Below are 22895 nucleotides of genomic sequence, written 5' to 3' on the forward strand. Positions count from 1 at the left end.
CAGACATCTTGAACCTGTCATCCGCAAAGGGCGGGCGCGTGCCCGCCCTTTCGCATTATCGGGTGTGCCATGACGCGATCGTCACCCACAGCACGGATACGGGGCTTCACCCTGCTGGAACTGGTCATCGTGCTGGTGATCCTCGGCACGCTGGCCGCATTCGCGGTCCCGCGCTTCGCCCCGGCTGACAACACGCTGGCGGCCCAGGCCGACCGGCTGGCACGCGATTTGCGCCACGCCCAGGCACTGGCGATGAACCAGGGCCGCACGCTGATACTCGACGTGCAATCCGCCACCGCCTACCGCGTCACCGCCGCCGGCAGCACCATCACCGATCCGGCCACCCAGCAACCCTACACCGTCGCGCTGGACAACGGCGTCACCCTCACCGGCAGCGCTACCGGCTTCGACAGCCTGGGGCGGCCGGTCGGCGCCGGCAGCCTGCTCGCCGCGGCCCGCGTATTCACCCTGAGCGGCAGTTCGCGCAGCGCGGTGGTAACGCTGAGCCCGGTCACCGGCTTCGTCACGGTGTCGCCATGACACACGCGCGGCAATCCGGTTTCACCCTGCTCGAACTGATCATGGTGATCGTCATCGTGGTGCTGGCGTCGGTGCCGATACTCGGGCAGTTCACCCAAGTCGCCGGCAGCACGCTCAGCGACGCGGAGATCCAGACCGCCACGCAGCTGGCGCAGGAGCGTGCGGAGCAGATCCTGGCCCGGCGCCGCGACCAGGGTTATTCCGCCGTCGCCGTCGGCACGACCAACGACGTGCTGACCGGCAATTTCAGCGCCTATTCCCGCACCGTCACGGTGACGGAGCCGCCGGCCGGCGGCGGCTGCCCGGTCGGCGCCACCTGCAAGGGTGTAGCGGTGCGCGTCAACCGCGGCGCGAGCAATCGTGCCGCGATCGCCTTCGTGCTGGTGAACTACTGATGCGGCGCCACCTCAGCCAGCGGGGCTTCACCTTGCTCGAATTGGTCATCACCCTGATGATCCTGGCCCTGCTCGGCGCGGCGGCCGGTTACGGCCTGACCGGCGGCGCGCTGGCGTTCTCCAGCAATGCCGACAACCTGCGCACGCTCGGCAAGCTGCGATATGCCAGCGAACGCGTGGCGCGCGAGCTGCGGGAGATCCGACGCAGCAGCGCAAATCCGGCAATCTTCGACATCACGGCCATGTCCGGCACCGCCCTGGCCTTCACCAAACGCGACGGCACCGGTGTCACCCTGGGTATCGCCGCGCCACTGCTTACCCTCGCCTACACCACCCCGGCCGGAACCTATACCCTGTCCGACCAGGTCGGCAGTGCAAGCTTCGCCTATTACCGGGCCGACGGGACCACGGCAGCCACCGGCAGCAGCGACGTCGCGTTCGTGGAATTCAACCTGGCGTTGGTCCAGGACGGCGACAGCTACCCGCAGCGCACGCGCGTCGCATTGAGGAACCGGCAGTGAACGGCAAGCGGCTGCAGCACCAGCGTGGCGCGGTCACCCTGATCGGCGCCCTGTTCCTGATCCTGTCGGTCATCGTGCTGCTGGCCGCGGTACAGCGCATGGCCGCCAGCAGCATCACCGACAGCGCCCTGCACGGCGACGGCATCGAGGCGCTGTTCATCGCCGAGAGCGGCCTGGAGCGGGCTGCATGGCGTTATAGCGGCGGCAGTACCTGCGCGGCACTGGCCGGCGAGACCGCCGCCATCGGTCGCGGCACCTTCACCATCCAGTCGGCCGCCCTGGTCGGCACGGCATGCCGGGTACGCGTCAGCGCCAGCGTCACGACCACCCTGGCGGCGAATGCCGCCACGCGGACCATAGAGGGCGATCTCACCCCGCCCGGCGGCGGTGGTGGCTGGATTGCCGCCGACAACGCCAGCAATGGCGATGCGCAGCTGCTGCAATCGACCGGCAGCGGCTGGGTGAACAACGGCCCCTATACAGGACTGCTGCATCAGGACCTCAACAGCGTGCACTGCGCCAGCAGCAACGACTGCTGGGCCGTGGGCCAGGACAGCGGCGGCTGGTGGAGCACCACGGAATTCCTGGCACACTGGAACGGCAGCACCTGGTCGCTCGGCGGCCCCTATGGCAGCGTGCCCGGCGCCGATCTGAACAGCGTGTTCTGCATCAGCGTCAATGACTGCTGGGCGGTCGGCGACAACAGCGGCGGCTGGTGGAGTGGCGGCGAGCTGATCATCCACTGGAACGGCAGCACCTGGTCCCGCGTCGGCCCCAGCTGGTCCATTCCTAACGTCAATCTCAACGGCGTCCACTGCATCTCTGCCAGTGACTGCTGGGCGGTCGGCAACGATATCAACAGCGGCAGCAACCGCGAGGTTATGCTGCACTGGAACGGCAGCAGCTGGAGCCGGGCCGGCCCCTATGGCAGCGTGCCGAGCGCGGACCTGAACGGTGTGCACTGCGTTGCCAGCAACGACTGCTGGGCGGTCGGCGACAGCTACAACGGCGAACTGATCATCCATTGGAACGGCAGTGGCTGGAGCCGTATCGGGCCTTATGGCGGCATTCCCAATGAACGGCTCAACAGTGTTTCCTGCGTGGCCAGCAACAATTGCTGGGCAGTGGGAAATGACAACAACGGCGAGCTGATCATCCACTGGAACGGCAGCAGCTGGACGCGCAGCGGTCCCTACGGCAGCATTGCCAACCAGGACCTGAACAGCATCCACATGGTGAGCGCAACCTTGGGATACGTGGTCGGCGACAACGGGACGATCGGCATCTGGAACGGCAGCAGCTGGAGCGGGATGGGCTCTCCGGTCAGCCAGAACCTGAACGCGGTATACGTATCGGCCGGCGGTGGTGGTGGCGGCACAGGGAGCGTCACCCTGCTGCGCTGGAGCGAAGTGATCTTGTGACGATATAGATGCAAAGGTACAGAAAGCGGTCCCTGGCAGTGCGCCAGGGAGCGCCAGCCAGGTAGCCAGTGACCGGGCAACTGCACTAAACCCAGCAACATCGCGAAACCCGAGGTGCACCATGTTTGCGTTCGCCCGCAGTAAACAGCCAGGCACAACCACCGGCATCGTCGCGACGGATACCGGCATAGCCATTGCCAGCATCCGCCACCAGGGCAGGGCCGGCCCCAGCCTGCAAACCTGCAGCTTCCAGCCCCTGGCCGCCGCTGCAGCCGACAGGCAGGCGCAGATCATGCAGGGACGTGGACTCGACCGGCAACAGTGCACGACCCTGCTCGATATCGGTGAATACCAGTTGCTGGTGGTGGACGCGCCCGAAGTGCCCCCGCAGGAGTTGCGGGCCGCACTGCGCTGGCAGATCCAGGACCTGATCGACTTCCATATCGACGACGCCGTCATCGACGTGTTCGACGCGCCCCCCGGCGGTCCTGCCGGCACCCGCCGGCAGATGTACGTCGTCGTCGCACGGGCGTCCCGGGTCCGGGAACGCATCGACCGGCTGGAACAGGCTGGCGTCAACCTGCAGGTCATCGACATACCGGAGCTGGCCCTGCGCAATATCGCGGCGCGCCTGCCGGAGGACGCGGCCGGTATTGCCACCCTTTACTTCAATCCGCACCACTGCCTGATCACGCTGACGCACCAGGCGACCCTCTATCTCACCCGTACCATCGATTTCGGTTATCGCGACCTGCAGGAAAATGCCTCGCAACCACATACGCTAAGTAACCGGCTGGCGCTGGAAATCCAGCGCTCGATCGATTACTACGAGCAGCACTTCCGCCAGGCCCCGATCCGGACCATCGCCATCCTGCCGCTGCCCGTCACACTCTATGGCCTGGAGGATGCGCTGCAGCAGACGCTCGGTCTGGTTACCCGCTCGATAGCGCTGGCCGATATCATCGGGTGCGCCCAGGAACCCGATCCGGCCGCGGCGGCCACCTGCCTGCTGGCGGTGGGCAGCGCGCTGCGCACGGAGGCCAGGACCCTGTAGTACTCAGCCCGGCCATGTCCCGCGCGTGCGCGGGGTACCGGCGCATGATGCCTGCACGCAGCTACCACTGCCGGCAGGCGGCGACGGCACGCGTGGAATGAGAACCTATCGCATAATCCCTCGCTGCCGTGAGGATTATGCGATAGGTTCTAGCAGGATCGGTTCTAGTCCTTTCGTTCCGATTCCCGCCAGGCAAAGGAACAGTCCAGATGGGTACGGACGGTGATCAGACCGCTCAGCCCGTCTTCCAGCATGATATCGACCGGGCGTCTGCGCCGTAGCCGTCTGCAGGGTTGCTTCAGCCAGATCACGGCAATTCGGTTGTTGCGCGGGAAGGTGGTACGTAACGCATCGGCGATGCCCAGCAGATGCTCGACCCGCTTGAGCACGTCGGGGTCGTCCGGCAACGGGGTTTCGTCCTGATAGCGCCGCAGGCTGCGGCCGCTCACCTTGCCGGGCAATGCCAGCATGACAACCTGATCGGCTGGGCTTACGCCCCATTCATCCAGCGTATTGATGACCATGCGGCCGAGATCGAGGCGGTCCTGCGCGGTGAGTTGAGTCATAGTCCACAAGTCTCCATGCGACGTTTGGCGTGTCATAGGCCCCGAGTGCCACCACGGCCGCCCGGGCGGGCCTTTGCAGCGGCAAGGCAAGGTAACCTCTCGGTTAAGATGTCGCACGGTCCGCTGACAGCGCGATCGCTGAAATTTCGATATTACATCAATTCGCGCCGCTGATCCGGAAGCCCTGACATCCAGTGTTGTTATTGATCAGTCCGGCATCAGCCAGGACCAGCCTGATTCGATAGCGGCCGCAGCCGCACTGCGAAACTGCACAATGATGGTCTGCACTTTCTAACACGCCATCGAATCAAGTAACATAACGGCCACCATAACCACGGTGATGACCGGAACCAGGACATGAGACAGTCAGGTTCATCCCGCGTCGAGGCCCCAGCACAAACCGCCGGCAAGGAAGGCATACGGATCCTGCTGCTGTGCATAGCCCTCGTGATCGTGGCCATCCTCGCCGGGCTGATTTCCATGCTGCTCGTACACAGCGCCCTCGACCAGCTCGAGTCAGGCCGGGCCGAGATCGACGGGAATCGCCGCCAGCTCTACAACAGCGGGGCCAGCATCGAACGCAACCTGGCCGATGCCCGGGCCGTGATCGGCTATATCCTGTTCCAGACCGCCCGGCTCGAACAATCAGACAAGAGCGCCCGCCCCCTGGGCGAACTGAACAAAAGCATTCGCGAGCTGCAGGATATCCTGCCGGCCGGCTCCCTCGCGCAGCACAGCGCCGAACTCGACAGTGTCGCCTCCAGTTTCGTCGCCCTGCACTACTCAGCATTGAACTGGAGAACCCAGTACGAACTGCAGCAGGAGGAACTCGCCACCCAGCGGCCACTCGAAAGGGTGCGCGACTATCTGCGGCAGCTGCAGGCTGCCAACGAATCATTCATGCGGGAGCGCCACCTGCGACAGCAGGACCTGATGGAGAAACTGGTAAATTCGGGGTCGCTAGGAACCGACGCCCGGACCCGGGAGGTCTTAGACCAGTACATCGAAAACACCCGCTACAACATCAGCGCCATGCGCGCCGAACTCATCGACATCAGCCGACTGGTCGAATCGCTTGCCAATGCCGCCACACCCGAGGAACTGGCCACTATCAGGACGCAGCGACTGGAACCCGCACTCGACAACCTCTACCAGCATGCACAAACCATCAGGGCAGATCTCGGTGACTGGTCGGCACCGGACGTGGACCAGATCAGCGAACTCAGGACACTGATCCTGGGACCGGCGGCAAATCCACCGGCGCACTCCACGTCATATGACGCCCCTATCGCACTGTATGATGCACTCGCGCGCGGTATATTGCTGCGCGAGGGCCGCGACCAGCTCAACGAGAATCTGCACACGCTGGCAGGCGATGTCGAGAACAGCCTGACCACTGTGATGGACGTGGTGCACCGTTATCTGATCCAGCTGGACAGCGAGGCTGAGCAAAGCTCCCGGGAGACCTGGGACAGCCTGGTGTTAACACTCGCCTCGAGCGCGGGGATATTCTTGTTGATTGTGGTATTCATACTCAGGGCTGTTCGCAATCAGGTCACCCAGTTGAACTCCCTGAAACTGCAGGCAGAGGACGCCAGCCGCGCCAAGAACCAGCTGATGCGGCGCATGCAGGAGAGCGAAACCCGCCAGCGCACCATCATGGAGACCATGTTCGGTGCACTCATCACCACAGACGAAGAGGGCAACATCGAGACCTTCAACCCAGCCGCCGAGCTGATGTTCGGCTATCAGGCGCACGAGATTGTCGGTAAAACGGCGCTGGTGCTGGTCCCCGAAAACAAGCGCGCCAAGTATTCCGCCGCCGTGATGGGAATGATGGCCAACAACGGCAGCACCCTGCGCAAGGACCTGAACCTGACAGCCTGTCGCAAGGATGGCAGTGAATTCCCGGTATCGCTGGCCATCAGCAACATGAACATCGGCGGCAGACTGATGTATACCGGCATGGCCATGGATATCACGGACCGCTGCGAGGCCGAGGCAAGAATCCTCGAAGCCAAGGAAAAGGCCGAGTCCAGCGACCGCGCCAAGAGCGAGTTCCTGGCCACTATGAGTCACGAGATCCGCACCCCGATGAACGGCATTCTCGGTATGTCCGAGTTGCTGCTCGAAAGCAGACTGAATAGCAGGCAGTATCAGCTTGCCTCCAGGATTCAGCAATCGGGCAGACTGCTGCTACACCTCATCAACGACGTGCTTGATCTGTCCCGCATCGAGGCCAACCGGCTCCATCTGGATCCGCAACCTTTCGATATCTACGAACTGATAACGGAATCCGGGCTCCTGTTTCACGAACAGGCGAAGCAGAAGGGACTCGAGATGCATTGCAACATCGATCCTGGCATACACAATGTCTGGCTCGGCGACAGCACCCGCCTGCGTCAGATCATCAACAACCTGATGGCCAACGCGATCAAGTTCACCCATTCCGGCAACGTCACACTCGCCCTGGCGGCAAGCGATATCACCGCAACAGATGCAGCCCTGCGTTTTTCGGTCCGGGATACAGGCATTGGCATCGGCAGGGACGCACAGGAGTGCATCTTCGAATCGTTCTCCCAGGCTGACAGTTCAACGACTCGCTGCTACGGTGGCAGCGGCCTTGGCCTGACGATTTGCAAAAAGCTGGTGGAGCTGATGCACGGGGAAATCGGCATTATCAGCGACGCAGGCAAAGGCTCCGAATTCTGGTTCACCATCCGGCTCCCGCGCGCCGCGGTTGCAGCGCGGGAGACCGTCCCCACCCGAATCAATTGGCACACCGCGCGCCCGCTGAATGCAACTGTTTTACTGGTGGAAGACAATGTCATAAACCGGGAAGTGGCAACCTACATGCTGGAATCGATGCATTGCAAGGTGACCTCGGCGACCGATGGCGCGGAGGCTCTGGAGCTGCTGGAACGCGACCACTTCGACCTGATCCTCATGGACTGCCAGATGCCGGTCATGGATGGCTACCGGGCAACCGGCGAGATCCGCGCGCGCGAGGCGCGGCAAGCGGACCCGCATATCCCGATCGTGGCGTTAACCGCCAATGCAATGAGCGACGCCCGGGATAAATGCCTCGCAGCCGGTATGGACGATTACCTGAGCAAGCCACTCACCATGGAATCGCTTTACCGCACCCTCGCCGGCAACCTGCAGCAGCCGCAGCAGGACGCAGGTGCCGAGGTAGTGCGTATCACCCCGATCACAGCCGCGCAAGGCACCGAGCAGACCTTCAATCCAGCCTATCTGAATGAATACCGGGCGCTGGATGGCGGTGATCGGCTGCAGGAGCGGATAATCACGCTGTACCTGCAAACAGCGCCGCAACACATGCAGGACATGCACGCTGCACTGCAGCACAACGATGCGCACAGCCTGAGTCGCACGGCGCATACCTTCAAGTCCAGTTGCGCCCAGCTTGGCGCTGAAAAATTGGCAGCGCTTTGCAACAGACTCGACACCCTGGCGCGCAGCGGCTCGTTACAGGGCGCAGTCAAGATCATGGAAAGAATAGAAATCGAGTATGCCCGGCTCAGTAGGATCCTTGGCAACCAGCGCCAGACAGCAATGCCGGCGGAGCCGGTCACACTTGAAATCGCCCACTAACTGCAGTATTAACAGGCATCCTGTACTGGCAGCACGCCAGCAACCCGTGTCACCTGCGGCTCCGGCACACTGGCAAGCAGGTGCAGTTCCCGCCGCCACGAAATCAATCTGCCACCATGAAACGTGAACAGCCCCCCGCAACAATATTGCTGGTGGACGACGACCCGGTGATACGTCTGGCCCTGAGCGAAGGCATCAGAAGCGAGCGTTTCAAGATCGTAACAGCCAGCGACGGTGATACAGCGCTGGCTGCCTGCGGCAAATCGCGCTTCGACATGGCAATCATCGATCAGGAATTGCCGGACACCTCGGGATTGGAATTGGCCAAGCGCCTGAAATCCGACTTCGGTATGCCCTTTGTTTTTCTCACAGCTTCCGATGATTTCCAGACCGTGTCGGCAGCCGCCCGCCTGGGTGCGCTCGGATATCTTGTCAAACCCGTGACACCGAGCCAGGTCAGCGCGGAAATCGAGGCTTCACTGTCCCGTTCGCGTGAAATCTACAATCTCGGTCGTGCCATCGAGGTGTCGGGCATCGTCAGCGTCGCACTCGGTCTGGTGATGCACAGCCAGGGGATCGGCAGGGATGAAGCCCTGCTATTGTTGCAGGGGATATGCCGTCCCAGGAATCAGACACTGAAGCAACTGAGTGAGGATCTGGTCGAGTGTCACGAAACGTACGCCAAGACACGAATGACCACGGGCATGGAAACCAGTCTTACGACGCTGCTGAAACTCACCTGAGTCTTGATAACAATCAATTATGAAACAGTCTGAAATATTTTCTTTCAGAATCTTGAAAAAGCACTTGTAATCACGCACAACTTTTATATACTCCCGTACAAGTTGTCACCACCGTTACCACGGGTCCTACATCTGCCCAGCGTGACAACTGCGTGCGACGCTCCGTCGTACGGATATCAAACGAACTTCAATTTATACCGACGTGTTCCTGGCCCATGCGCGTGCGCGCAAGTGTGTCATGCGAGCGACGGATTCCGTGGAACACGTTGCAAGGTGGGGGACTGAAACTTGGGAAACCGGGTGGGGCCCGATGTTCGCGGCCTCCCGGAAAACCTGGAAAGGGGCATCGAGCGGCAAGGGGTTGCAGGTATCTGTTCGTCAGGGAGGTTGTACGACAGGGACGTCACCTATCTCAACCGGATGGACACCAGCGCCCACCTTATCCGCTCATCTGCCGGGTAAACTCTGGATCTACAGCCAAGCTTGCGAGGACGTTGTACGACAGGGACGTCAACCTTATACAACGACTTGGCCGGATACCTCAGGGGAATACCGGGTAGGCATATTAGCACAAAACAGCTGCATTCAGCGCGGGAAGACACCGTGACGGCATGTCCGCCATGGGTGCCTCCCCGCCGCCGGCCGCTCAGGCCATTTGATCGACGCTGTTCGTATCTGCCGCCGCCGCGGTCGTGGCTGCGGTGTCGAGACCGGCCAGTTCGCGGTACATGTTCACGAAGGTTTCCCGAATCATGTCCCGATTCTCCGGCGAAAACAGCGTACGCATACCGCCCAGCGCCTCGAAATCAGATCTCAGCGTCTGCAGAAAGGAATTGAAAGCCTGCCCCAGGTTCTCTACCACGGAAGTACCGGTATCAGCGCCGCCGGCAGCATCTGTGGCGGAAGCGGGAACAGCGTCCACGGTTGCAGCCGGATCCGTCCCGGCGGTTTCAGCGCCTGGTTCCGTGACTGCGGCAGCAACGGCAGCCGTGTCGGCGGCAGGCGCCGCCGCTGCGGCGTCAGCAGCGCCGGTCGCATCGGGTTCGGCAACGGGTATCCCGGTCTTGACGGCGTTCACTAGCTCGTCGTAGGCATCGCTGAAACCTGCCATGGCGCCACGCCGACCGATCTCGCCGTTGTCGTAGCGATCCACCACATCCTGAATCGCCGCCTCGAATCGTTGCTGCGCAGCCTGCACGCCTTCCTGCTGTCCGGTCGCTGCCAGAACGTCCGACACCTGGGAGCTCAAATCCGCTACGGCCGATCCGATCTGTTCACCGATGACTTCGCGTCGCGCCGCCCGCATCTGATCCTGCAGGAAAGACCCCATGCCCATGGCGAAACGCCCGAAACCGTGGCCACCATGACCGTGACGCTCACCGTGTCCGTGCTCATGCCTGAATTCAGGCCCGTGATGCGGGCCGCGATAATGGATGGACGTATCCTCATCCGCCCCGCCTCGAACCGATGACTCCGTGGCTTCGTCATCACAATTGCAACGCTGGACCTGGCTCGATTGCCGCACCGGTCTGTCCATGACCGTGTTCGCTATGGACTGATTCCCGACTGAAGATATGCTCATACCTGACCTCACTATTCCCTGTTTGGACGGGTCTCATGCAACCCATGGCTGCTGCATCGGCCTGGCCGGGAATTGCTTGATAGCGCAGCGTGCGCCGGTTTTCTGACACCGGCTAGCGCAGATAATTAAAGAGATTGAGCTCCTGCACCTTGGAAAATACCTGTTGCGATGCCTGCAGGGCGAGGAGCTCGCGGTTGAACTTGGAAACGGCCTCGGTGTAATCGAGATCGACCAGGTCCGATCGCTCGCGGTCGAGCACCAGACCGAAAGACTGGTTGATATCGCGCTGCTCCTGGGCTGTCCGGAGCCTGCTGCCGACATCTGCCCGTACGCCGGTCAGCTGATCCATAGCAACATCGATGTCAGTCAGCGTTTCACCGGCCGGCGCGCCGGCCGCCAGGGCATCGGCAAAATCCTTCACCACGTCGAAAACGCTGCCGGTACCACCGGCAGCACGCGCCACGCCCATGAAGACATGCATGCCGTTGTCGGTGACCGGCAGTTGCCGCGACGCGCTTACCTGCAGCTGCTGACGCCCCTGGTCTCCGTTATAGGTAACAGTCCCCGCCGCATCGACCGCGAACGGCATGGTGTCCGACTGGTAGCCGGAGAACATGAACTCGCCACTGACATTGCGCGTATTAGCCACCGCTACCAGACCGTCCATGAGTGAACGCACCTCCACCTCGACAGTCTTGAGATCCTCGGGTGAGAGCGTGGCATTCAGTGCATTGACGGCCAGCTCGCGTACCCGCTGCAGCAGGTCGATACCCGTTGCCAGCGTGCCCTCTTCCAGCTCCAGCCTGCTTTGCGCGGTATCGATATTTTCGATGTACTGTTGGTTCATCGTTTGATGCTCATGTAGCTGCAGGCTGCGGAGACTGGCGGCCGGATCATCGGAAGGGGACACCAGCCGCTTGCCGGTCGACATCTGCAGTTCAGTACGGGCCAGTGTCGCCTGCTGGTTCTGCATGGCAGTCACACGCTGCTGGAACAACTGCGCTGTGGAAATACGCATACTAGCTTCTCACCGCGTTTATTAACGAATCGAATAACTGGCTGGCGACGGAAAGCACCTGCGCCGCAGCCTGATAGGCTTGCTGATAGCGCACCATGTCGGCTGCCTCTTCATCCAGGTTGACACCGGATGCCTCGGACCAGGCCGACTGGCTCTGTTCAAGCACTGTGCGCTGGACATCACTGCTGACCTGCGCCTGGTGGGTCGCACTGCCGACATCGGCCACCATCTCGCCATAAGCATCATTGAAGCCCAGGGTGCCGCCAGCCATGAGGCGTTCCGTCTGCAGCCCCGCCATCAGCAAGGCATTGCGATTATCGCCCGTACCGTTGCTGTTGTAAGTTACGTTGAATTCATCGCCAGCCGCGGGATTACCCGTGATTCTGACCCTGTAGCCGTAATCGACACCGAGCGTCGCCGTTGGAAAGATGTCCGCACCCGACGCCGGATCGTAGGTTCCCGAGTCGATCACGGCAGACGTCGACTGGTCGACGATTTCGTACGCCGTCGGGCTGGTGAAATGGACCAGGACGGAAGGATTGAGGGTGCCGGGCGGCGTCTGGAATGCGGCGTTGTCGATGTCCGTCACCGTGCCGGCGCTGATTTGCCCGGTTCCTGCATTTGCCAGCGCCGCGGAAGTGCGTACTGGCGCTGCCAGCGCCAGATCACGCGGATTCTCGATCAGCATCCGGAAGTCGCCGGCACCGTTCCTTACCGGACGGATCGTGTAACCGTCACCTGCAGCGGCACCCGACCCCACAACGATGCTGACACCTTCCGCTACGAACGGATCGGCAACCGTACCTGACCCGCTGAGCGGCACGGCCTGTCCACTGCCTGACCGTGTCAGTGCCCAACCACTGCCATCGAATGATAGATGATAATCATCTGTCGTCAGCTTCGACACATCGTCGAAGGAAACGCTGATACTGCCAGTCGTATTGGCGTCGGCAACAACCTGGGGGCTGGTGACCGAGAACATCTCCTGGCCCGGCAGTCCGTTCAGGCTGACGCCGGCACGGTGCTGCTCGTTCATGAAGGTAGCCAACTCAACCCCGATGCGCCCCAGCGCGTTCACTGCCGGGTCGAGGACCTGATCGCGATAACGCAGCAGCCCGCCGAGTTCACCGCCGGTGATGAGGCCGGTCACAGTGATCGGTTGTGCGCCGCCGACACCAATGGTGATGTCATACTGGCCGGGATCGTCACTGCGCTCAACCAGACCAACCGTATTCGCCCTGACACCGAGAACCAGCGACTGGCCGTTGCCGATGAATACGTTCATCGCCCCGTCATCCTGCGAAGTGGTCGTCAGGGCAACATACTCCGACAGCTGCAACACCAACTGGTCGCGCGAGTCGAGCAGGTCATTCGGCGGCTGCCCGCCAGCAGCGCTCTGTGCATCAATGATCTGCTGATTGACAGAGGCGATGGAGCCGGCAAGCCTGTTGATCTGTTCCACTTTGGCCGCCATTTGCGTTCCCAGGCTGCGCCGGCTGTCGGTCATCCATTTGTCCAACCCCTGGAAACGCGATGCCAGCGCATCCGCCTCGCTCAACAGCACCTGGCGCGCTGCATTCGAGGCCGGGTCATTCGCGACTCCCTGTACTGCATCGAAAAACGAGCCCAGCACCGGCGTCAGCCCGGAGTTTTCATCCGCCAGCAGGTCATCCAGCCGACCGGCCATGGATGCCATGATGTCCAGATCATGGAAACTCGTGGTATTGGAGCGCAGCTCATCGGATATGAACTGGTTATAGCTGCGCTTGACGGTAATGACATCGACACCGTTGCCGATGTAGCCGGCCCCTGTGCCCTGCGGCAGCCTGGCCGCCAGCTCCACTCGCTGTCGGCTGTACCCCGGCGTGTTGACGTTGGCAACGTTGTGGCCGATCGTATCGAGCGCACGCTGATAGCTCAACAGCGCCGAACTTCCGATGTCTAGCAGGCCGCTTGCCATGACTTTCCCTCTTCCCTGAGTTACCCGGTCTGTCCGGATCAGCTGTCCGCAGCCGCACCGGAATCCGCGACCAGATCGTTACCCTGTTCGGGCACTATCCGCTCCATGATGGTCCGGATCTTTTCCGCGTAGTGCGGGTCCGTCGCATAGCCGGCGGACTCCAGTCCGTCCAGATAGGCGTTCGCATCACCAGCCTGCTGCAGCGCCTGGCGGTAACGCGGATTGCCGCGCAAGAACTCGACATAACCGGATATTGCCTCGTCCAGCGAGGCGTAGCTGCGGAATGCCGCACGTTTTTTAACGGCAACTCCGTCCTCGAACTCAAGGGTCTGGACGCTGACCTTGTCTCCACCCCACCCAGGATCCGCCTTAATTCCGAATAAATTGAATGTGTTACGACCATCAGGATGACGCATGGTTTTTTGCCCCCAGCCTGTCTCCAGCGCTGCCTGGGCAACGATCACAGCGGGGTCCAGACCCAGTGCCGCGGCACCGCGCCGGGCGTGCGGCAACAGTTCGCGGATGAATTCGTCCGGATTCTGTGGCCGCCAGTCAGCATCCGGGCCGGTCGCAACCTTACCCGTAGCGGCGCCCGTCATGTCGACCAGCGGCGCCGTCTGGCCCTGGAGGTCCAGCAGTGTCCGTCGTACCCCGTGCAGCGGAACCAGCGGGACTGACGCTGCCGCCGGCTCGTGCGCCGGCGGCGCAGCTGCCTGTTCCGTCCCACCCAGGCTCCGTACCAACATATCCGCAATGCCGAGACCACGCCCCTTGACCATCTCCAGGGCCAGTTGGCGATCGTAGATATCCCGATAGAATTGCGTCTGGTCGCTCTCGAACATGCCATCGCCCGGACTGGCATCACGCATGGCCTTAAGCATGGATTGAACGAAGAGGGCTTCGAATTGGCGCGCGGTTTCGCGCAGGGCCTCGGGAGACTGCTGGCCGGCCGCTGCCCGCAATCGAGCGAGACCGCTGAAGTCGGTGTAAACAGAAGCTCCGGACGTATCATTGATCATAGCCAGTCCCGCCGCCAGATGATCAGATCACCAGTAATTCCGCCCGCAACGCACCCGCCACCCTGAGTGCCTCCAGAATTGCCACCAGATCACCCGGCGCGGCTCCGACCTGATTGACCGCACGCACGATATCATTCAGCGTGACCCCGGGTTCGAACAGGAACATGCGGCTGCCATCTTCCGATACCGAGATATTCGTACGTGGAACCACCGTGGTGACGCCATCGGACAAAGGCGCTGGCTGGCTCACCTCGGGCTGCTCGGTGATGGTGACAGTAAGACTGCCATGCGAAACCGCAGCCGGCATGACCCGCACATGACTGCCGATCACGACCGTGCCGGTCCGGGAATTGATGATCACGCGTGCCGCGGCCTCTCCCGGTTCTACCGGCAGGTTTTCCAGCATCGACACGAACATGACTTTCTTGTCCGCATCCAGCGGCGCCTGTACCCTTACGGAACCACCATCCAGCGCCGTGGCCGTGTCCTTGCCCATCGCGGAATTGATGCTTTCGACCACACGTGTCGCGGTGGTGAAGTCCGGTGTATTCAGGTTCAGCGTGACCGTATCGGAGGAGTCAAAAGGGCTCGGCACGCTGCGCTCCACCGTCGCGCCATTGGGTATGCGCCCGACGCTGGGGATATTTACGGTAACGCGCGAGCCATCCGCGCCGTCGGCGCCGAATCCGCCGACCACCAGGTTGCCCTGGGCGATGGCATAGACTTGTCCGTCAGCGCCCTTGAGTGGCGACATCAGCAGGGTACCGCCACGCAGGCTCTTGGAATTACCCAGTGAGGAAACGGTTATGTCTATGGTCTGGCCGGGCTTGGCGAAGGCCGGCAGGTCGGCACTGATGATCACCGCCGCCGCATTCTTGAGCTGCGGCTTTGCATTGGGCGGAATGACCACGCCTAACTGCGCCAGCATGCTGGTAAGACTCTGCACGGTGAAGGGCTGACTCGATGAATCGCCGGTGCCATCCAGCCCGACCACCAGTCCGTAGCCGATCAGCTGGTTGGTTCGGACCCCCGCGACCTGCACCAGATCCTTGATACGCTCAGCATTCGCGGCAGCCGCTACCGTCATGAGCAGGCTGGCGAGACAGGCACGTATTATTCGATTCGTTTTCATCGCATGAATACCCTTTCCCGTCAGAATGGCCAAAGTGGCGAGATAAAGAACCGCGTCAGCCAGCCCATGGCATTGGAGTCCGCCAAGGCCCCCTTGCCGCGGTAGGTGATCTGGGCATCGGCGACCTGGGTCGACAGCACGGTGTTGCTCGGTCCGATATCCACCGGGCGCACGATACCCCGCAATCTGACGTACTCATCGCCCTGATTGATCGCGATCCATTTCTCACCCTGGATACGCAGATTCCCGTTTGGCAAAACCTCGGACACCGTCACCGTGATGCTGCCCCGCAGCTTGTTGCTCTGCGAGCTGTCCGAATCGCCGGAGAAATCACTGGCTGATTCGAGCCCGGTGCTGAGCGGACTGCCGCGCAACGTGGGAGTCTGTCCCAGCACATTCGGTGCAGTGATATCTGTAGTACTATCCTTGGTAACGCCGGTGCTGGCCGTCTTACTGGCATCGGTCTGCTCGTCGAGCACCACCGTGAGCAGATCGCCGACATGGCGCGCCTTGATATCCTCGAACAGCGGCCGGGACACGCTGGACATGTAGATCGAGCCGTTGTGCTCATGCAGCAGCGGCTGCTGCACTACGGGCGGTACCGGTGCATACTCGGGCTCTCCCTGCCGGGTCAGCACGCTACCCGTGGTACATCCTGCCAGCCACATCAGGGCGAACACTGCCAGCAATCTTGACAGCCCGGCTACGACGTCATCCATCATGATCTAGTCCTCCAACGCCCGGATATCACAACTAGAGCGTGTTATTCGCGTATTCCAGCATCTGTTCCGCGGTCGAGATGGCCTTGGAGTTCATCTCGTAGGCACGCTGGGTCTCGATCATGTTGACCAGCTCCTCCACGGTGTTGACGTTGGATGTCTCCAGCACGCCCTGGGCCAGGGAACCGATTCCCGCCTGCCCCGGGGTACCGGCCTGCGGTGCACCGCTCGAAGCGGTTTCCAGAAACAGATTCTGGCCGATCGGCTGCAGGCCGGCAGGATTGATGAAATCCGCCAGCTGGATGGTACCCACCTGCGTCGGCACGGAATTACCCGGCTGAGTCACGGACACGATACCGTCAGTGCTGATGGTGATGTTCTGCGCATCCGCCGGCAGCGAGATACCCGGCTGCAGCGGGTAACCTTTGGCAGTGACGATCTCACCGTTCGCATTCACCTGAAAGGTGCCGTCACGCGAATAGCCCAGCGTCCCGTCCGGCATGAGGATCTGGAAAAAGCCGCGCCCTTCCACGGCCATATCCAGGGCATTGCCGGTCTGCACCAGACTGCCCTGGCTGAACAGCTTCTCGGTTGCCACGACGCGCACACCAGTACCCGTCATCAGGCCGGAATTGAGCTGAGTGTCCTCCGATGACTGCGCACCGGCCTGGCCGTTGTTCTGATAGAGCAGGTCCTCGAATACAGCGCGCCCGCGCTTGAAGCCGGTGGTGTTGACATTGGCGATGTTGTTGGCAGTCACCGACATGCGCGTTTGCTGCGCCTCGAGTCCAGTCTTTGCAATCCACAGTGCCTGATCCATCCTACCCTCCTTGTGCTTATGTCTGGCTGCTTCCGGCTATCGCAATGCATTATCCAAGTCGCAGCAGCTGTGATACCGCGCGGTCGTTTTCTTCGGCATTGGCCATGATCTTCACCTGCGTCTCGTACTGGCGCGCCAGCTGAATCATGTTGACCATGGCCTCGACTGTATTGACGTTGCTGGACTCCAGTGCGCCGGACTGCAGGGTGACGGCGCCATCGGCGACCGCAGGTTCGCGGCTTTTCATGTGCATGAGGCCATCCGCGCCTTTCTCCATATCCACAACGTTCGGATTGACCAGCTTGATCCGATCGACCACAGTCAGCGTCGTGGCGGTCGCGCCCACCGGCCGGATAGAAATGGTGCCGTCGCCGGCGATCTCGATGGTCTCGAAGGGTGGTACCGCGATGGGGCTTCCATTCCCCATCACGACATGGCCGGCGCCCGTCCTGAGCAACCCGAGACTGTCCACCCGTAAATCTCCAGCCCGGGTATAGGCTTCATTGCCATCCGGTCCCTGTACTGCCAGCCAGCCGTCGCCGTTGATCGCGACATCCATATCGCGTCCGGTGCTGAGCGCAGAACCCGGCGTGTAATCCACACCCATGCCAGAGGCCACGCCGTAGACGCGGCTCGCATGGCCTGGACCGTACACGGGCATGCTGCGGAACGACTCCAGATCGGCGCGGAAACCGGTCGTGGTGGCATTGGCCAGGTTTTGCGCGTTCACCGCCTGCGACTGCATCGCCTCCCTGGCACCGCTCATCGCGACATACAGCAATCTATCCATGATTCAGTCTGGCTCCAGCTGGTTCAGGACTAGCGGCCGATGTTGATGACCGTCTGTGTTATCGTGTCGGCCGCCGAGATCACCTGCGCATTCGCCTGGAAGCTGCGCTGCGCGGTAATCAGGCTGACCAGTTCCTCGGTAATTTCCACGTTGGAATTTTCCAGCGCACCGGACTGCAGGAACCCGAAATTACCCGCGCCTGGCTCGCCCAGTCGCCGGTCACCCGCGTTGAAGGTTCCACCCCAGGTACTGTCGCCAAGCGGGGTCAGCCCCTGTGGATTGGCGAAATTTGCCAGCGCCACCTTGCCCATCGCTGCCGTCTGGCCGTTACTGAAACGCGCCAGCACCACACCGCTGGGGTCGATATCAAGTCCACTCAGGCGCCCGGTTGCATAGCCATCCTGGAACAGGGAATTGACCGCAAAGCTGCTGCCGTATTGCGAAGTTCCTGAGAAATCGTAATCGATGTTCATCGGGGACGCGCCGTTGCCTGGATCGAAGGTACCGAAGTTGACCGGCATCGGCGCAGTCAGCTGACCCAGGCTGTCGAAGTTGACGGTCTGGACGGCGTTGGTCTGCGTGTCGTCACCGTCGGTCACCACGCGCACGTCCCAGGTCCGCGTCGCCGTATCGACCTTGCGGAAAAACAGTGCCGTTGTATGGCTCTGCCCGAGACTGTCATAGGTTGTCAGCGAGGTGGAGTAGTTGAAGGTTGCAGGATCGGAAGGATCGATCGCCCCGGCCCCGAGCTCGTCGGAATTCGCATCAAGGTTGAGCGAGATATCCGCGCCGGTGGTGGGGCTTGGCGCTGTCGTGGTCGCGACCAGCTGCAGATCGCCCAGCGACGCGGTACTGAAATTGGTGCCCTGGGGATCCAGCGAGGGATAAGCCTGCAACCGTTGGCCGTTGACATTAACGACATAGCCGTCGCGGTCAACGCGGAACGCACCGGCGCGGCTGTAGACATGGGAACCCTGGTCGCTCAGCACGAAGAAGCCTTCGCCGTTGACTGCAAGATCGAGCGCATTCCCAGTAAAGTCGATATTACCCTGAGTGAATAGCGGGGTGACGGATGCGAGACGTACGCCCGCACCGGTATCGAGCGACCCGATACTGCCGAATGCCGTCGCGTACACGTCGGTAAATTCCGCGCGCGACAGCTTGAAGCCGGTAGTATTGGCATTGGCGATGTTATTCGCCGTGGTATCCAGTGATGCCTGCGCAGCTGCCAGTCCACTCAAAGCAATACGAAATGACATGTGATTTCTCCTGTACCTGCTACCTGATCTGCCTGATATCCGAAAAACCCACTTCACCGAGACTCGCCAGTTCCAGCGTAAGCGGCTTGCCGGCCGCGGGCAGGGTTACGCTGCGCACCGTGTCTGCCAGCATCACGTCATACGCCGCGTTGGCTCCGCCGCTGATGCCCTCAGCGCGAATCTCGTAACGACCGGGAGGGGCGGCCGAGCCATCCGTGGCCAGGCCGTCCCAGTTAAAAGTCACCATCCCTGGTGACTGATTACCCAGACTGACATTCCTTATCAGCTGTCCGGATAAATCGTAGATTCCTATGTTCAGCTCGGCCACCGAATTGGGCAGGTCGACCGCGCCGCCAATTTCACCCTCTTCCGCAAGCGTGGCCACACTCCCAGGCACGAGCACCTGGCGACCGAGCATCGCTGCAGCCTGCAGGGACTGGTTGGAAACCAGGGAGCCGGTCATGTTCTGCAACTCGCTACGCACCTCGTCGATGCCGTTCACGGTACCGAACTGTGCCAGCTGGCTCAGGAATTCCCCGTTTTCCATCGGCTTGAACGGATCCTGGTTCCTGAGCTGGGTGGTCATCAGCATGAGAAAGTCTTCCTGTCCCAGCTCCTTCTTGCCGACGCCGGCCTGAGCGGCTCGTGACAAACCGAGCTCCTCGAATATGGCTGCATCCTGAATAGTCGTCATTTTTAATCCCGTCGTTTGTTACGTCACGGTCACTGGCCGAGACGCAGGGTTTCCAGCAGCAGCTGCTTGGAGGCGTTGGCCACCTCGACGTTGCTCTGGTAGGAGCGTGAGGCCGAAATCATGTTTGCCATTTCCTCGATCATGTTGACGTTGGAGAGGTACACATAACCATCCGCGTCGGCCTGCGGGTGCTGCGGGCTGTATTCGCGATTGACCGGTGCCTGGCTCTCCACCACACCGGAGACCTGCACCTGAACCGCTGCCGGATCGCCTTGTATCGCATCCATCACCGCTGCAAATACCGGCTGCCGTGCATGATAGGCGGAATCCGGACTCCCGCTCACCACCTCGGCATTGGCCATGTTGCTCGCCACGGTATTAAGGCGCACGGTCTGTGCACTCATGCCGGAGCCGGCGATATCGATGATACTGAACAGTCCCATCCGCTATTCTCCCTTGATAGCCGTCATCAGGCCGCTGATCTTTCCGCTCAGGAAGCGCAGGCTGGTCCGGTAGCGCACGGCATTCTCGGCAAATTTCGCTTGTTCGATCTGGGTGTCGACCGTATTTCCGTCCAGGGCGGACTGACTCGGCACGCGATACATCGTCTGCACACCGCCGCCACCGCCCGCTAACTGCATGTGCCCGGCATGTGTGGTGGTCAGTGCGGTTGCGCCCTGTGCTGCGCTGAGCGCATTGCGGAAATCCAGGTCCCGCGCCTTGTAGTTGGGTGTGTCCGCGTTGGCGAGATTCGAGGCGAGCAGTTCTCCGCGCCGCGCCCGCAACTGCAGGGCATCGGCATGTACACCAAACGCGCGGTCGATTATCGATGGCATGTCGCACCTCGTGATTCCAGCCAGTGCCTCACACAAAGCAAGCGACGTGCCAGCTCTGCCGCAGCAGCCGGATTCCGTCCGGTTTCATGCAGCGCGCACACCAACGTTTCCTGCACAAACAGTGGCTTAGTGAACGCGGACCAGACGCATCGCAGATACCGCCGGCGCGGCAGACGGCAGCGGGCGGCACTGACGGGCGGCAAACACTTGCCGGCGGCGGCAAGCCCCATCCGCGTCACGGCAACTCCGAGCGCATAGTGAGCTCAATATTCCGGTTCCCAGCGCCGATTTAACCGGCAGGTACACGATTTGCGCCGGCCCCTTGCCGGCCGGTCTATACATGGCATGCAAATTGCTGCGGCAATCGTAGGATATGTATAGCAATCTGCATGGAGCGAACAATGGATAGAAGACGACTTGCATACGGAATTGCGCTGGCCGGGTCACTTGCTGCGACCGCTGTGCCGGCAGCCCCCTTCCAGGACCACGCTTCGATCCGCCAAACCGCCGAGCAGTTCATTTCGGATCTGGTGCAGGCCAATTACGGCCAGACTCCCGAAGTGCACGCGAGTAAGCTGGATGCCAGGCTGCGCCTGAGCCGTTGCGACGAACCGCTGGAGGCCTTCCAGCCGCCCGGGGGTAAGACGATTGGCAATATTACCGTTGGCGTGCGCTGCAATAGCGCCAAATCATGGTCGCTGTATGTTCCCGTGAAAGTCAGCATCTACGATAAGGTCGTCGCCGCGGCACGACCGCTTGCCCGCGGTGACATAATCAACAGCGGCGACGTCAAGCTGGTGGAGCGCGATCTCGCCCAGCTTCAATCCGGCTATTTCAGCGATCCGGACGAGGTTTCCGGAATGGAAGTTACCCGCACCATCAGTCTCGATGCTGCACTGACCAACAATCTGGTCAAGTCGCCGTTGCAGGTTCGGCGCGGGCAACAGGTCATACTGGTTGCCAATAGCGGTGGCCTCGAGGTACGCATGTCGGGCGAAGCACTTGCAGATGGCGCTGCGGGTGACCGCATCAAGGTACGCAATCTCAGTTCCAAGCGTGTGGTTGACGGAACCGTGACCTCGGCGACTACCGTGCTGGTCGCAATGTAGCCGCGCAATGAGGATCGTGTAAGCAGGAGCGCAACATGCCAATCGAATTCAGGAATCCACTGGCAACCCAGGGTAGCCTGCTTGCAAGGTTACGCACGATGATCGGCAGGAGCGAGTCCGGTTCCGACGTGACTGCAGCTGCTGCCGGTACCGAGTCAGCCAGCAGTAACGATCGCGTGAGCCTGTCCAGCGACGCGCTGGACCTCGCCAGCGGCCAACCGCTGCCGCTCAGCGCCACCTACCCGGATGCAAGCAGGGTCGCCGAACTGAAGCAGGCCATTGAGAACGGCAACTTCAGGATAGATTCCGACCGCATTGCTAGCAAGGTAAGCCTGCTGTACGGCAGGCGCTAACTGGAGCACAGAGCATGCACGGCAGAACTCGAACATGTCATCTGCAGATACGCGACCTGTTGCACAGCGAGATCGAACTGATGAAGCGGTTCGAATCCGTGCTTGCAGGCGAATATCGCGCCATAACGGAACGCGAAATCGTCCTGCTGGAGCAGATCATCACGGACAAATCCCACCTGCTCGAACAACTCGCCAGCTTGGAACACGAACGCACGCAGGCCGTCACCTCGGCCGGCTTCGGCACCGGCCCCGCTGCCATGGCAGACTGCCTGCGGGATGCCGAACCGGATCTCGCACTACCGGCCCTATGGCATGAACTGCAGAAAACAGCACGCGACTGCCAGGACATGAACCGGAAAAATCAACACCTCGTCGACCTGTGCAGCCGCCACACGCGTAATGTCCTGCATGTGCTGCGCGGCGAGGAACCCGGACAGCAGACCTATCTCAGCGATGGTGAGACCGATGACCGACACTGCAGCCGGTCGCTCGCGAAGGTCTAGGACCTGTCCCAAAATACTCCTTTGGTTTGATATCGTCATGCCCGCGGCGGCGGGCATCCAGCAGCGCCAGTGAGCACTGGATTCCCGCCTACGCGGGAATGACAACCGTGTGCCCCTGTAATGCAAATCGGTAATGTGAGATAGGCTCCGGAATCTAGCCTGCTATCGCGCTCAGCCCACGCCGCTGCCGGCAACACGCGCCGGCATCCCGTCTCCCGCCATGGCTTGCTGCAATCGATCAGGAGC

Annotated in this window: 23 protein-coding genes; 10 read left to right on the forward strand and 13 right to left on the reverse strand. The window is 61.4% G+C overall.

Going from position 1 to position 22895, the window contains the following annotated elements; all coding sequences use genetic code 11:
- The first annotated feature begins 69 nt into the window (after positions 1 to 69).
- The 5 genes from R3F42_11125 to pilM all read left to right on the forward strand — a co-directional run bounded on the left by R3F42_11125 (position 70) and on the right by pilM (position 3931).
- The gene (locus R3F42_11125; GenBank protein ID MEZ5542581.1) at positions 70 to 540 is read left to right on the forward strand and encodes a type II secretion system protein; all 471 of its coding nucleotides are present in this window, start codon (positions 70 to 72) and stop codon (positions 538 to 540) included.
- Complete coding sequence (locus tag R3F42_11130; GenBank protein MEZ5542582.1) at positions 537 to 935, forward strand: type II secretion system protein; 399 nt, start codon at positions 537 to 539, stop codon at positions 933 to 935. Before R3F42_11125 ends, R3F42_11130 begins: the two co-directional genes overlap by 4 nt.
- Positions 935 to 1456: a prepilin-type N-terminal cleavage/methylation domain-containing protein gene (locus tag R3F42_11135; protein MEZ5542583.1), complete on the forward strand. Its 522-nt coding sequence runs from the start codon at positions 935 to 937 to the stop codon at positions 1454 to 1456. Before R3F42_11130 ends, R3F42_11135 begins: the two co-directional genes overlap by 1 nt.
- The gene (locus R3F42_11140) at positions 1453 to 2877 is read left to right on the forward strand and encodes a hypothetical protein (protein ID MEZ5542584.1); all 1425 of its coding nucleotides are present in this window, start codon (positions 1453 to 1455) and stop codon (positions 2875 to 2877) included. The genes R3F42_11135 and R3F42_11140 overlap by 4 nt, the downstream gene beginning before the upstream one ends.
- A 121-nt stretch (positions 2878 to 2998) precedes the next feature.
- The gene (gene pilM / locus R3F42_11145; protein ID MEZ5542585.1) at positions 2999 to 3931 is read left to right on the forward strand and encodes a pilus assembly protein PilM; all 933 of its coding nucleotides are present in this window, start codon (positions 2999 to 3001) and stop codon (positions 3929 to 3931) included.
- Between the two features lie 164 nt (positions 3932 to 4095).
- Here the strand turns inward: pilM and R3F42_11150 are convergent, their stop codons facing one another.
- Positions 4096 to 4497, reverse strand: a complete 402-nt coding sequence (locus R3F42_11150; GenBank protein ID MEZ5542586.1) for an antitoxin Xre/MbcA/ParS toxin-binding domain-containing protein — start codon at positions 4495 to 4497, stop codon at positions 4096 to 4098.
- 357 nt (positions 4498 to 4854) lie between these two features.
- On the opposite strand from R3F42_11150, the gene R3F42_11155 reads away from it, so the two are divergent.
- Entirely contained in the window at positions 4855 to 8112 is a 3258-nt protein-coding gene (locus R3F42_11155; protein ID MEZ5542587.1) for an ATP-binding protein, read from the forward strand.
- A 116-nt stretch (positions 8113 to 8228) separates the two neighbouring features.
- Positions 8229 to 8855, forward strand: coding sequence for a response regulator (locus tag R3F42_11160; GenBank protein MEZ5542588.1), 627 nt, complete (start codon positions 8229 to 8231; stop codon positions 8853 to 8855).
- Positions 8856 to 9501: 646 nt separating this feature from the next.
- Here the strand turns inward: R3F42_11160 and R3F42_11165 are convergent.
- From R3F42_11165 to flgB, 12 genes are all read right to left on the reverse strand, one after another.
- Complete coding sequence (locus R3F42_11165; protein MEZ5542589.1) at positions 9502 to 10437, reverse strand: hypothetical protein; 936 nt, start codon at positions 10435 to 10437, stop codon at positions 9502 to 9504.
- A gap of 112 nt (positions 10438 to 10549) precedes the next feature.
- Positions 10550 to 11455, reverse strand: coding sequence for a flagellar hook-associated protein FlgL (gene flgL / locus R3F42_11170; GenBank protein ID MEZ5542590.1), 906 nt, complete (start codon positions 11453 to 11455; stop codon positions 10550 to 10552).
- A gap of 1 nt (position 11456) precedes the next feature.
- Positions 11457 to 13415: a flagellar hook-associated protein FlgK gene (flgK, locus tag R3F42_11175; GenBank protein ID MEZ5542591.1), complete on the reverse strand. Its 1959-nt coding sequence runs from the start codon at positions 13413 to 13415 to the stop codon at positions 11457 to 11459.
- 38 nt (positions 13416 to 13453) lie between these two features.
- A complete protein-coding gene (gene flgJ, locus R3F42_11180) occupies positions 13454 to 14434 on the reverse strand; it encodes a flagellar assembly peptidoglycan hydrolase FlgJ (protein MEZ5542592.1) in 981 nt (326 codons plus the stop codon).
- Between the two features lie 22 nt (positions 14435 to 14456).
- A complete protein-coding gene (locus R3F42_11185) occupies positions 14457 to 15566 on the reverse strand; it encodes a flagellar basal body P-ring protein FlgI (GenBank protein ID MEZ5542593.1) in 1110 nt (369 codons plus the stop codon).
- A 20-nt stretch (positions 15567 to 15586) separates the two neighbouring features.
- Positions 15587 to 16288, reverse strand: coding sequence for a flagellar basal body L-ring protein FlgH (gene flgH, locus R3F42_11190; GenBank protein MEZ5542594.1), 702 nt, complete (start codon positions 16286 to 16288; stop codon positions 15587 to 15589).
- Between the two features lie 31 nt (positions 16289 to 16319).
- Positions 16320 to 17105 (reverse strand): flagellar basal-body rod protein FlgG, encoded by a 786-nt coding sequence (gene flgG, locus R3F42_11195; GenBank protein ID MEZ5542595.1) that lies wholly within the window; start codon positions 17103 to 17105, stop codon positions 16320 to 16322.
- A 49-nt stretch (positions 17106 to 17154) separates the two neighbouring features.
- On the reverse strand, positions 17155 to 17895 hold the full coding sequence (flgF, locus tag R3F42_11200) for a flagellar basal-body rod protein FlgF (GenBank protein MEZ5542596.1): 741 nt from the start codon (positions 17893 to 17895) through the stop codon (positions 17155 to 17157).
- Between the two features lie 29 nt (positions 17896 to 17924).
- Positions 17925 to 19154, reverse strand: a complete 1230-nt coding sequence (gene flgE, locus R3F42_11205) for a flagellar hook protein FlgE (GenBank protein ID MEZ5542597.1) — start codon at positions 19152 to 19154, stop codon at positions 17925 to 17927.
- A gap of 19 nt (positions 19155 to 19173) precedes the next feature.
- Positions 19174 to 19848 (reverse strand): flagellar hook assembly protein FlgD, encoded by a 675-nt coding sequence (locus R3F42_11210; protein ID MEZ5542598.1) that lies wholly within the window; start codon positions 19846 to 19848, stop codon positions 19174 to 19176.
- A 29-nt stretch (positions 19849 to 19877) separates the two neighbouring features.
- Entirely contained in the window at positions 19878 to 20291 is a 414-nt protein-coding gene (flgC, locus tag R3F42_11215) for a flagellar basal body rod protein FlgC (GenBank protein ID MEZ5542599.1), read from the reverse strand.
- A gap of 3 nt (positions 20292 to 20294) precedes the next feature.
- Positions 20295 to 20684 carry a flagellar basal body rod protein FlgB gene (flgB, locus tag R3F42_11220; GenBank protein ID MEZ5542600.1) on the reverse strand — a complete coding sequence of 130 codons (390 nt, stop codon included), beginning with the start codon at positions 20682 to 20684 and terminating at the stop codon, positions 20295 to 20297.
- A gap of 389 nt (positions 20685 to 21073) precedes the next feature.
- Between flgB and flgA the strand changes: the two genes are divergently transcribed.
- From flgA to R3F42_11235, 3 genes are read left to right on the forward strand one after another with little or no spacing between them, the layout of a single operon-like run.
- Entirely contained in the window at positions 21074 to 21793 is a 720-nt protein-coding gene (gene flgA / locus R3F42_11225) for a flagellar basal body P-ring formation chaperone FlgA (protein ID MEZ5542601.1), read from the forward strand.
- A gap of 35 nt (positions 21794 to 21828) precedes the next feature.
- Complete coding sequence (flgM, locus tag R3F42_11230) at positions 21829 to 22146, forward strand: flagellar biosynthesis anti-sigma factor FlgM (protein ID MEZ5542602.1); 318 nt, start codon at positions 21829 to 21831, stop codon at positions 22144 to 22146.
- A gap of 14 nt (positions 22147 to 22160) precedes the next feature.
- Positions 22161 to 22649, forward strand: coding sequence for a flagellar protein FlgN (locus R3F42_11235; protein ID MEZ5542603.1), 489 nt, complete (start codon positions 22161 to 22163; stop codon positions 22647 to 22649).
- The last annotated feature ends 246 nt before the right edge of the window (positions 22650 to 22895 follow it).

The organism is Pseudomonadota bacterium, from assembly GCA_041395565.1.
In the GTDB taxonomy this organism is placed as follows: domain Bacteria; phylum Pseudomonadota; class Gammaproteobacteria; order UBA9214; family UBA9214; genus UBA9214.

Coding starts and splice junctions, on each gene's coding strand:
- R3F42_11125 (MEZ5542581.1), top strand. CDS start 70: ATGACGCGATCGTCACCCACAGCACGGATACGGGGCTTCACCCTGCTG.
- R3F42_11130 (MEZ5542582.1), top strand. CDS start 537: ATGACACACGCGCGGCAATCCGGTTTCACCCTGCTCGAACTGATCATG.
- R3F42_11135 (MEZ5542583.1), top strand. CDS start 935: ATGCGGCGCCACCTCAGCCAGCGGGGCTTCACCTTGCTCGAATTGGTC.
- pilM (MEZ5542585.1), top strand. CDS start 2,999: ATGTTTGCGTTCGCCCGCAGTAAACAGCCAGGCACAACCACCGGCATC.
- R3F42_11150 (MEZ5542586.1), bottom strand. CDS start 4,497: ATGACTCAACTCACCGCGCAGGACCGCCTCGATCTCGGCCGCATGGTC.
- R3F42_11155 (MEZ5542587.1), top strand. CDS start 4,855: ATGAGACAGTCAGGTTCATCCCGCGTCGAGGCCCCAGCACAAACCGCC.
- R3F42_11160 (MEZ5542588.1), top strand. CDS start 8,229: ATGAAACGTGAACAGCCCCCCGCAACAATATTGCTGGTGGACGACGAC.
- R3F42_11165 (MEZ5542589.1), bottom strand. CDS start 10,437: ATGAGCATATCTTCAGTCGGGAATCAGTCCATAGCGAACACGGTCATG.
- flgL (MEZ5542590.1), bottom strand. CDS start 11,455: ATGCGTATTTCCACAGCGCAGTTGTTCCAGCAGCGTGTGACTGCCATG.
- flgK (MEZ5542591.1), bottom strand. CDS start 13,415: ATGGCAAGCGGCCTGCTAGACATCGGAAGTTCGGCGCTGTTGAGCTAT.
- flgJ (MEZ5542592.1), bottom strand. CDS start 14,434: ATGATCAATGATACGTCCGGAGCTTCTGTTTACACCGACTTCAGCGGT.
- R3F42_11185 (MEZ5542593.1), bottom strand. CDS start 15,566: ATGAAAACGAATCGAATAATACGTGCCTGTCTCGCCAGCCTGCTCATG.
- flgH (MEZ5542594.1), bottom strand. CDS start 16,288: ATGATGGATGACGTCGTAGCCGGGCTGTCAAGATTGCTGGCAGTGTTC.
- flgG (MEZ5542595.1), bottom strand. CDS start 17,105: ATGGATCAGGCACTGTGGATTGCAAAGACTGGACTCGAGGCGCAGCAA.
- flgF (MEZ5542596.1), bottom strand. CDS start 17,895: ATGGATAGATTGCTGTATGTCGCGATGAGCGGTGCCAGGGAGGCGATG.
- flgE (MEZ5542597.1), bottom strand. CDS start 19,154: ATGTCATTTCGTATTGCTTTGAGTGGACTGGCAGCTGCGCAGGCATCA.
- R3F42_11210 (MEZ5542598.1), bottom strand. CDS start 19,848: ATGACGACTATTCAGGATGCAGCCATATTCGAGGAGCTCGGTTTGTCA.
- flgC (MEZ5542599.1), bottom strand. CDS start 20,291: ATGGGACTGTTCAGTATCATCGATATCGCCGGCTCCGGCATGAGTGCA.
- flgB (MEZ5542600.1), bottom strand. CDS start 20,684: ATGCCATCGATAATCGACCGCGCGTTTGGTGTACATGCCGATGCCCTG.
- flgA (MEZ5542601.1), top strand. CDS start 21,074: ATGGAGCGAACAATGGATAGAAGACGACTTGCATACGGAATTGCGCTG.
- flgM (MEZ5542602.1), top strand. CDS start 21,829: ATGCCAATCGAATTCAGGAATCCACTGGCAACCCAGGGTAGCCTGCTT.
- R3F42_11235 (MEZ5542603.1), top strand. CDS start 22,161: ATGCACGGCAGAACTCGAACATGTCATCTGCAGATACGCGACCTGTTG.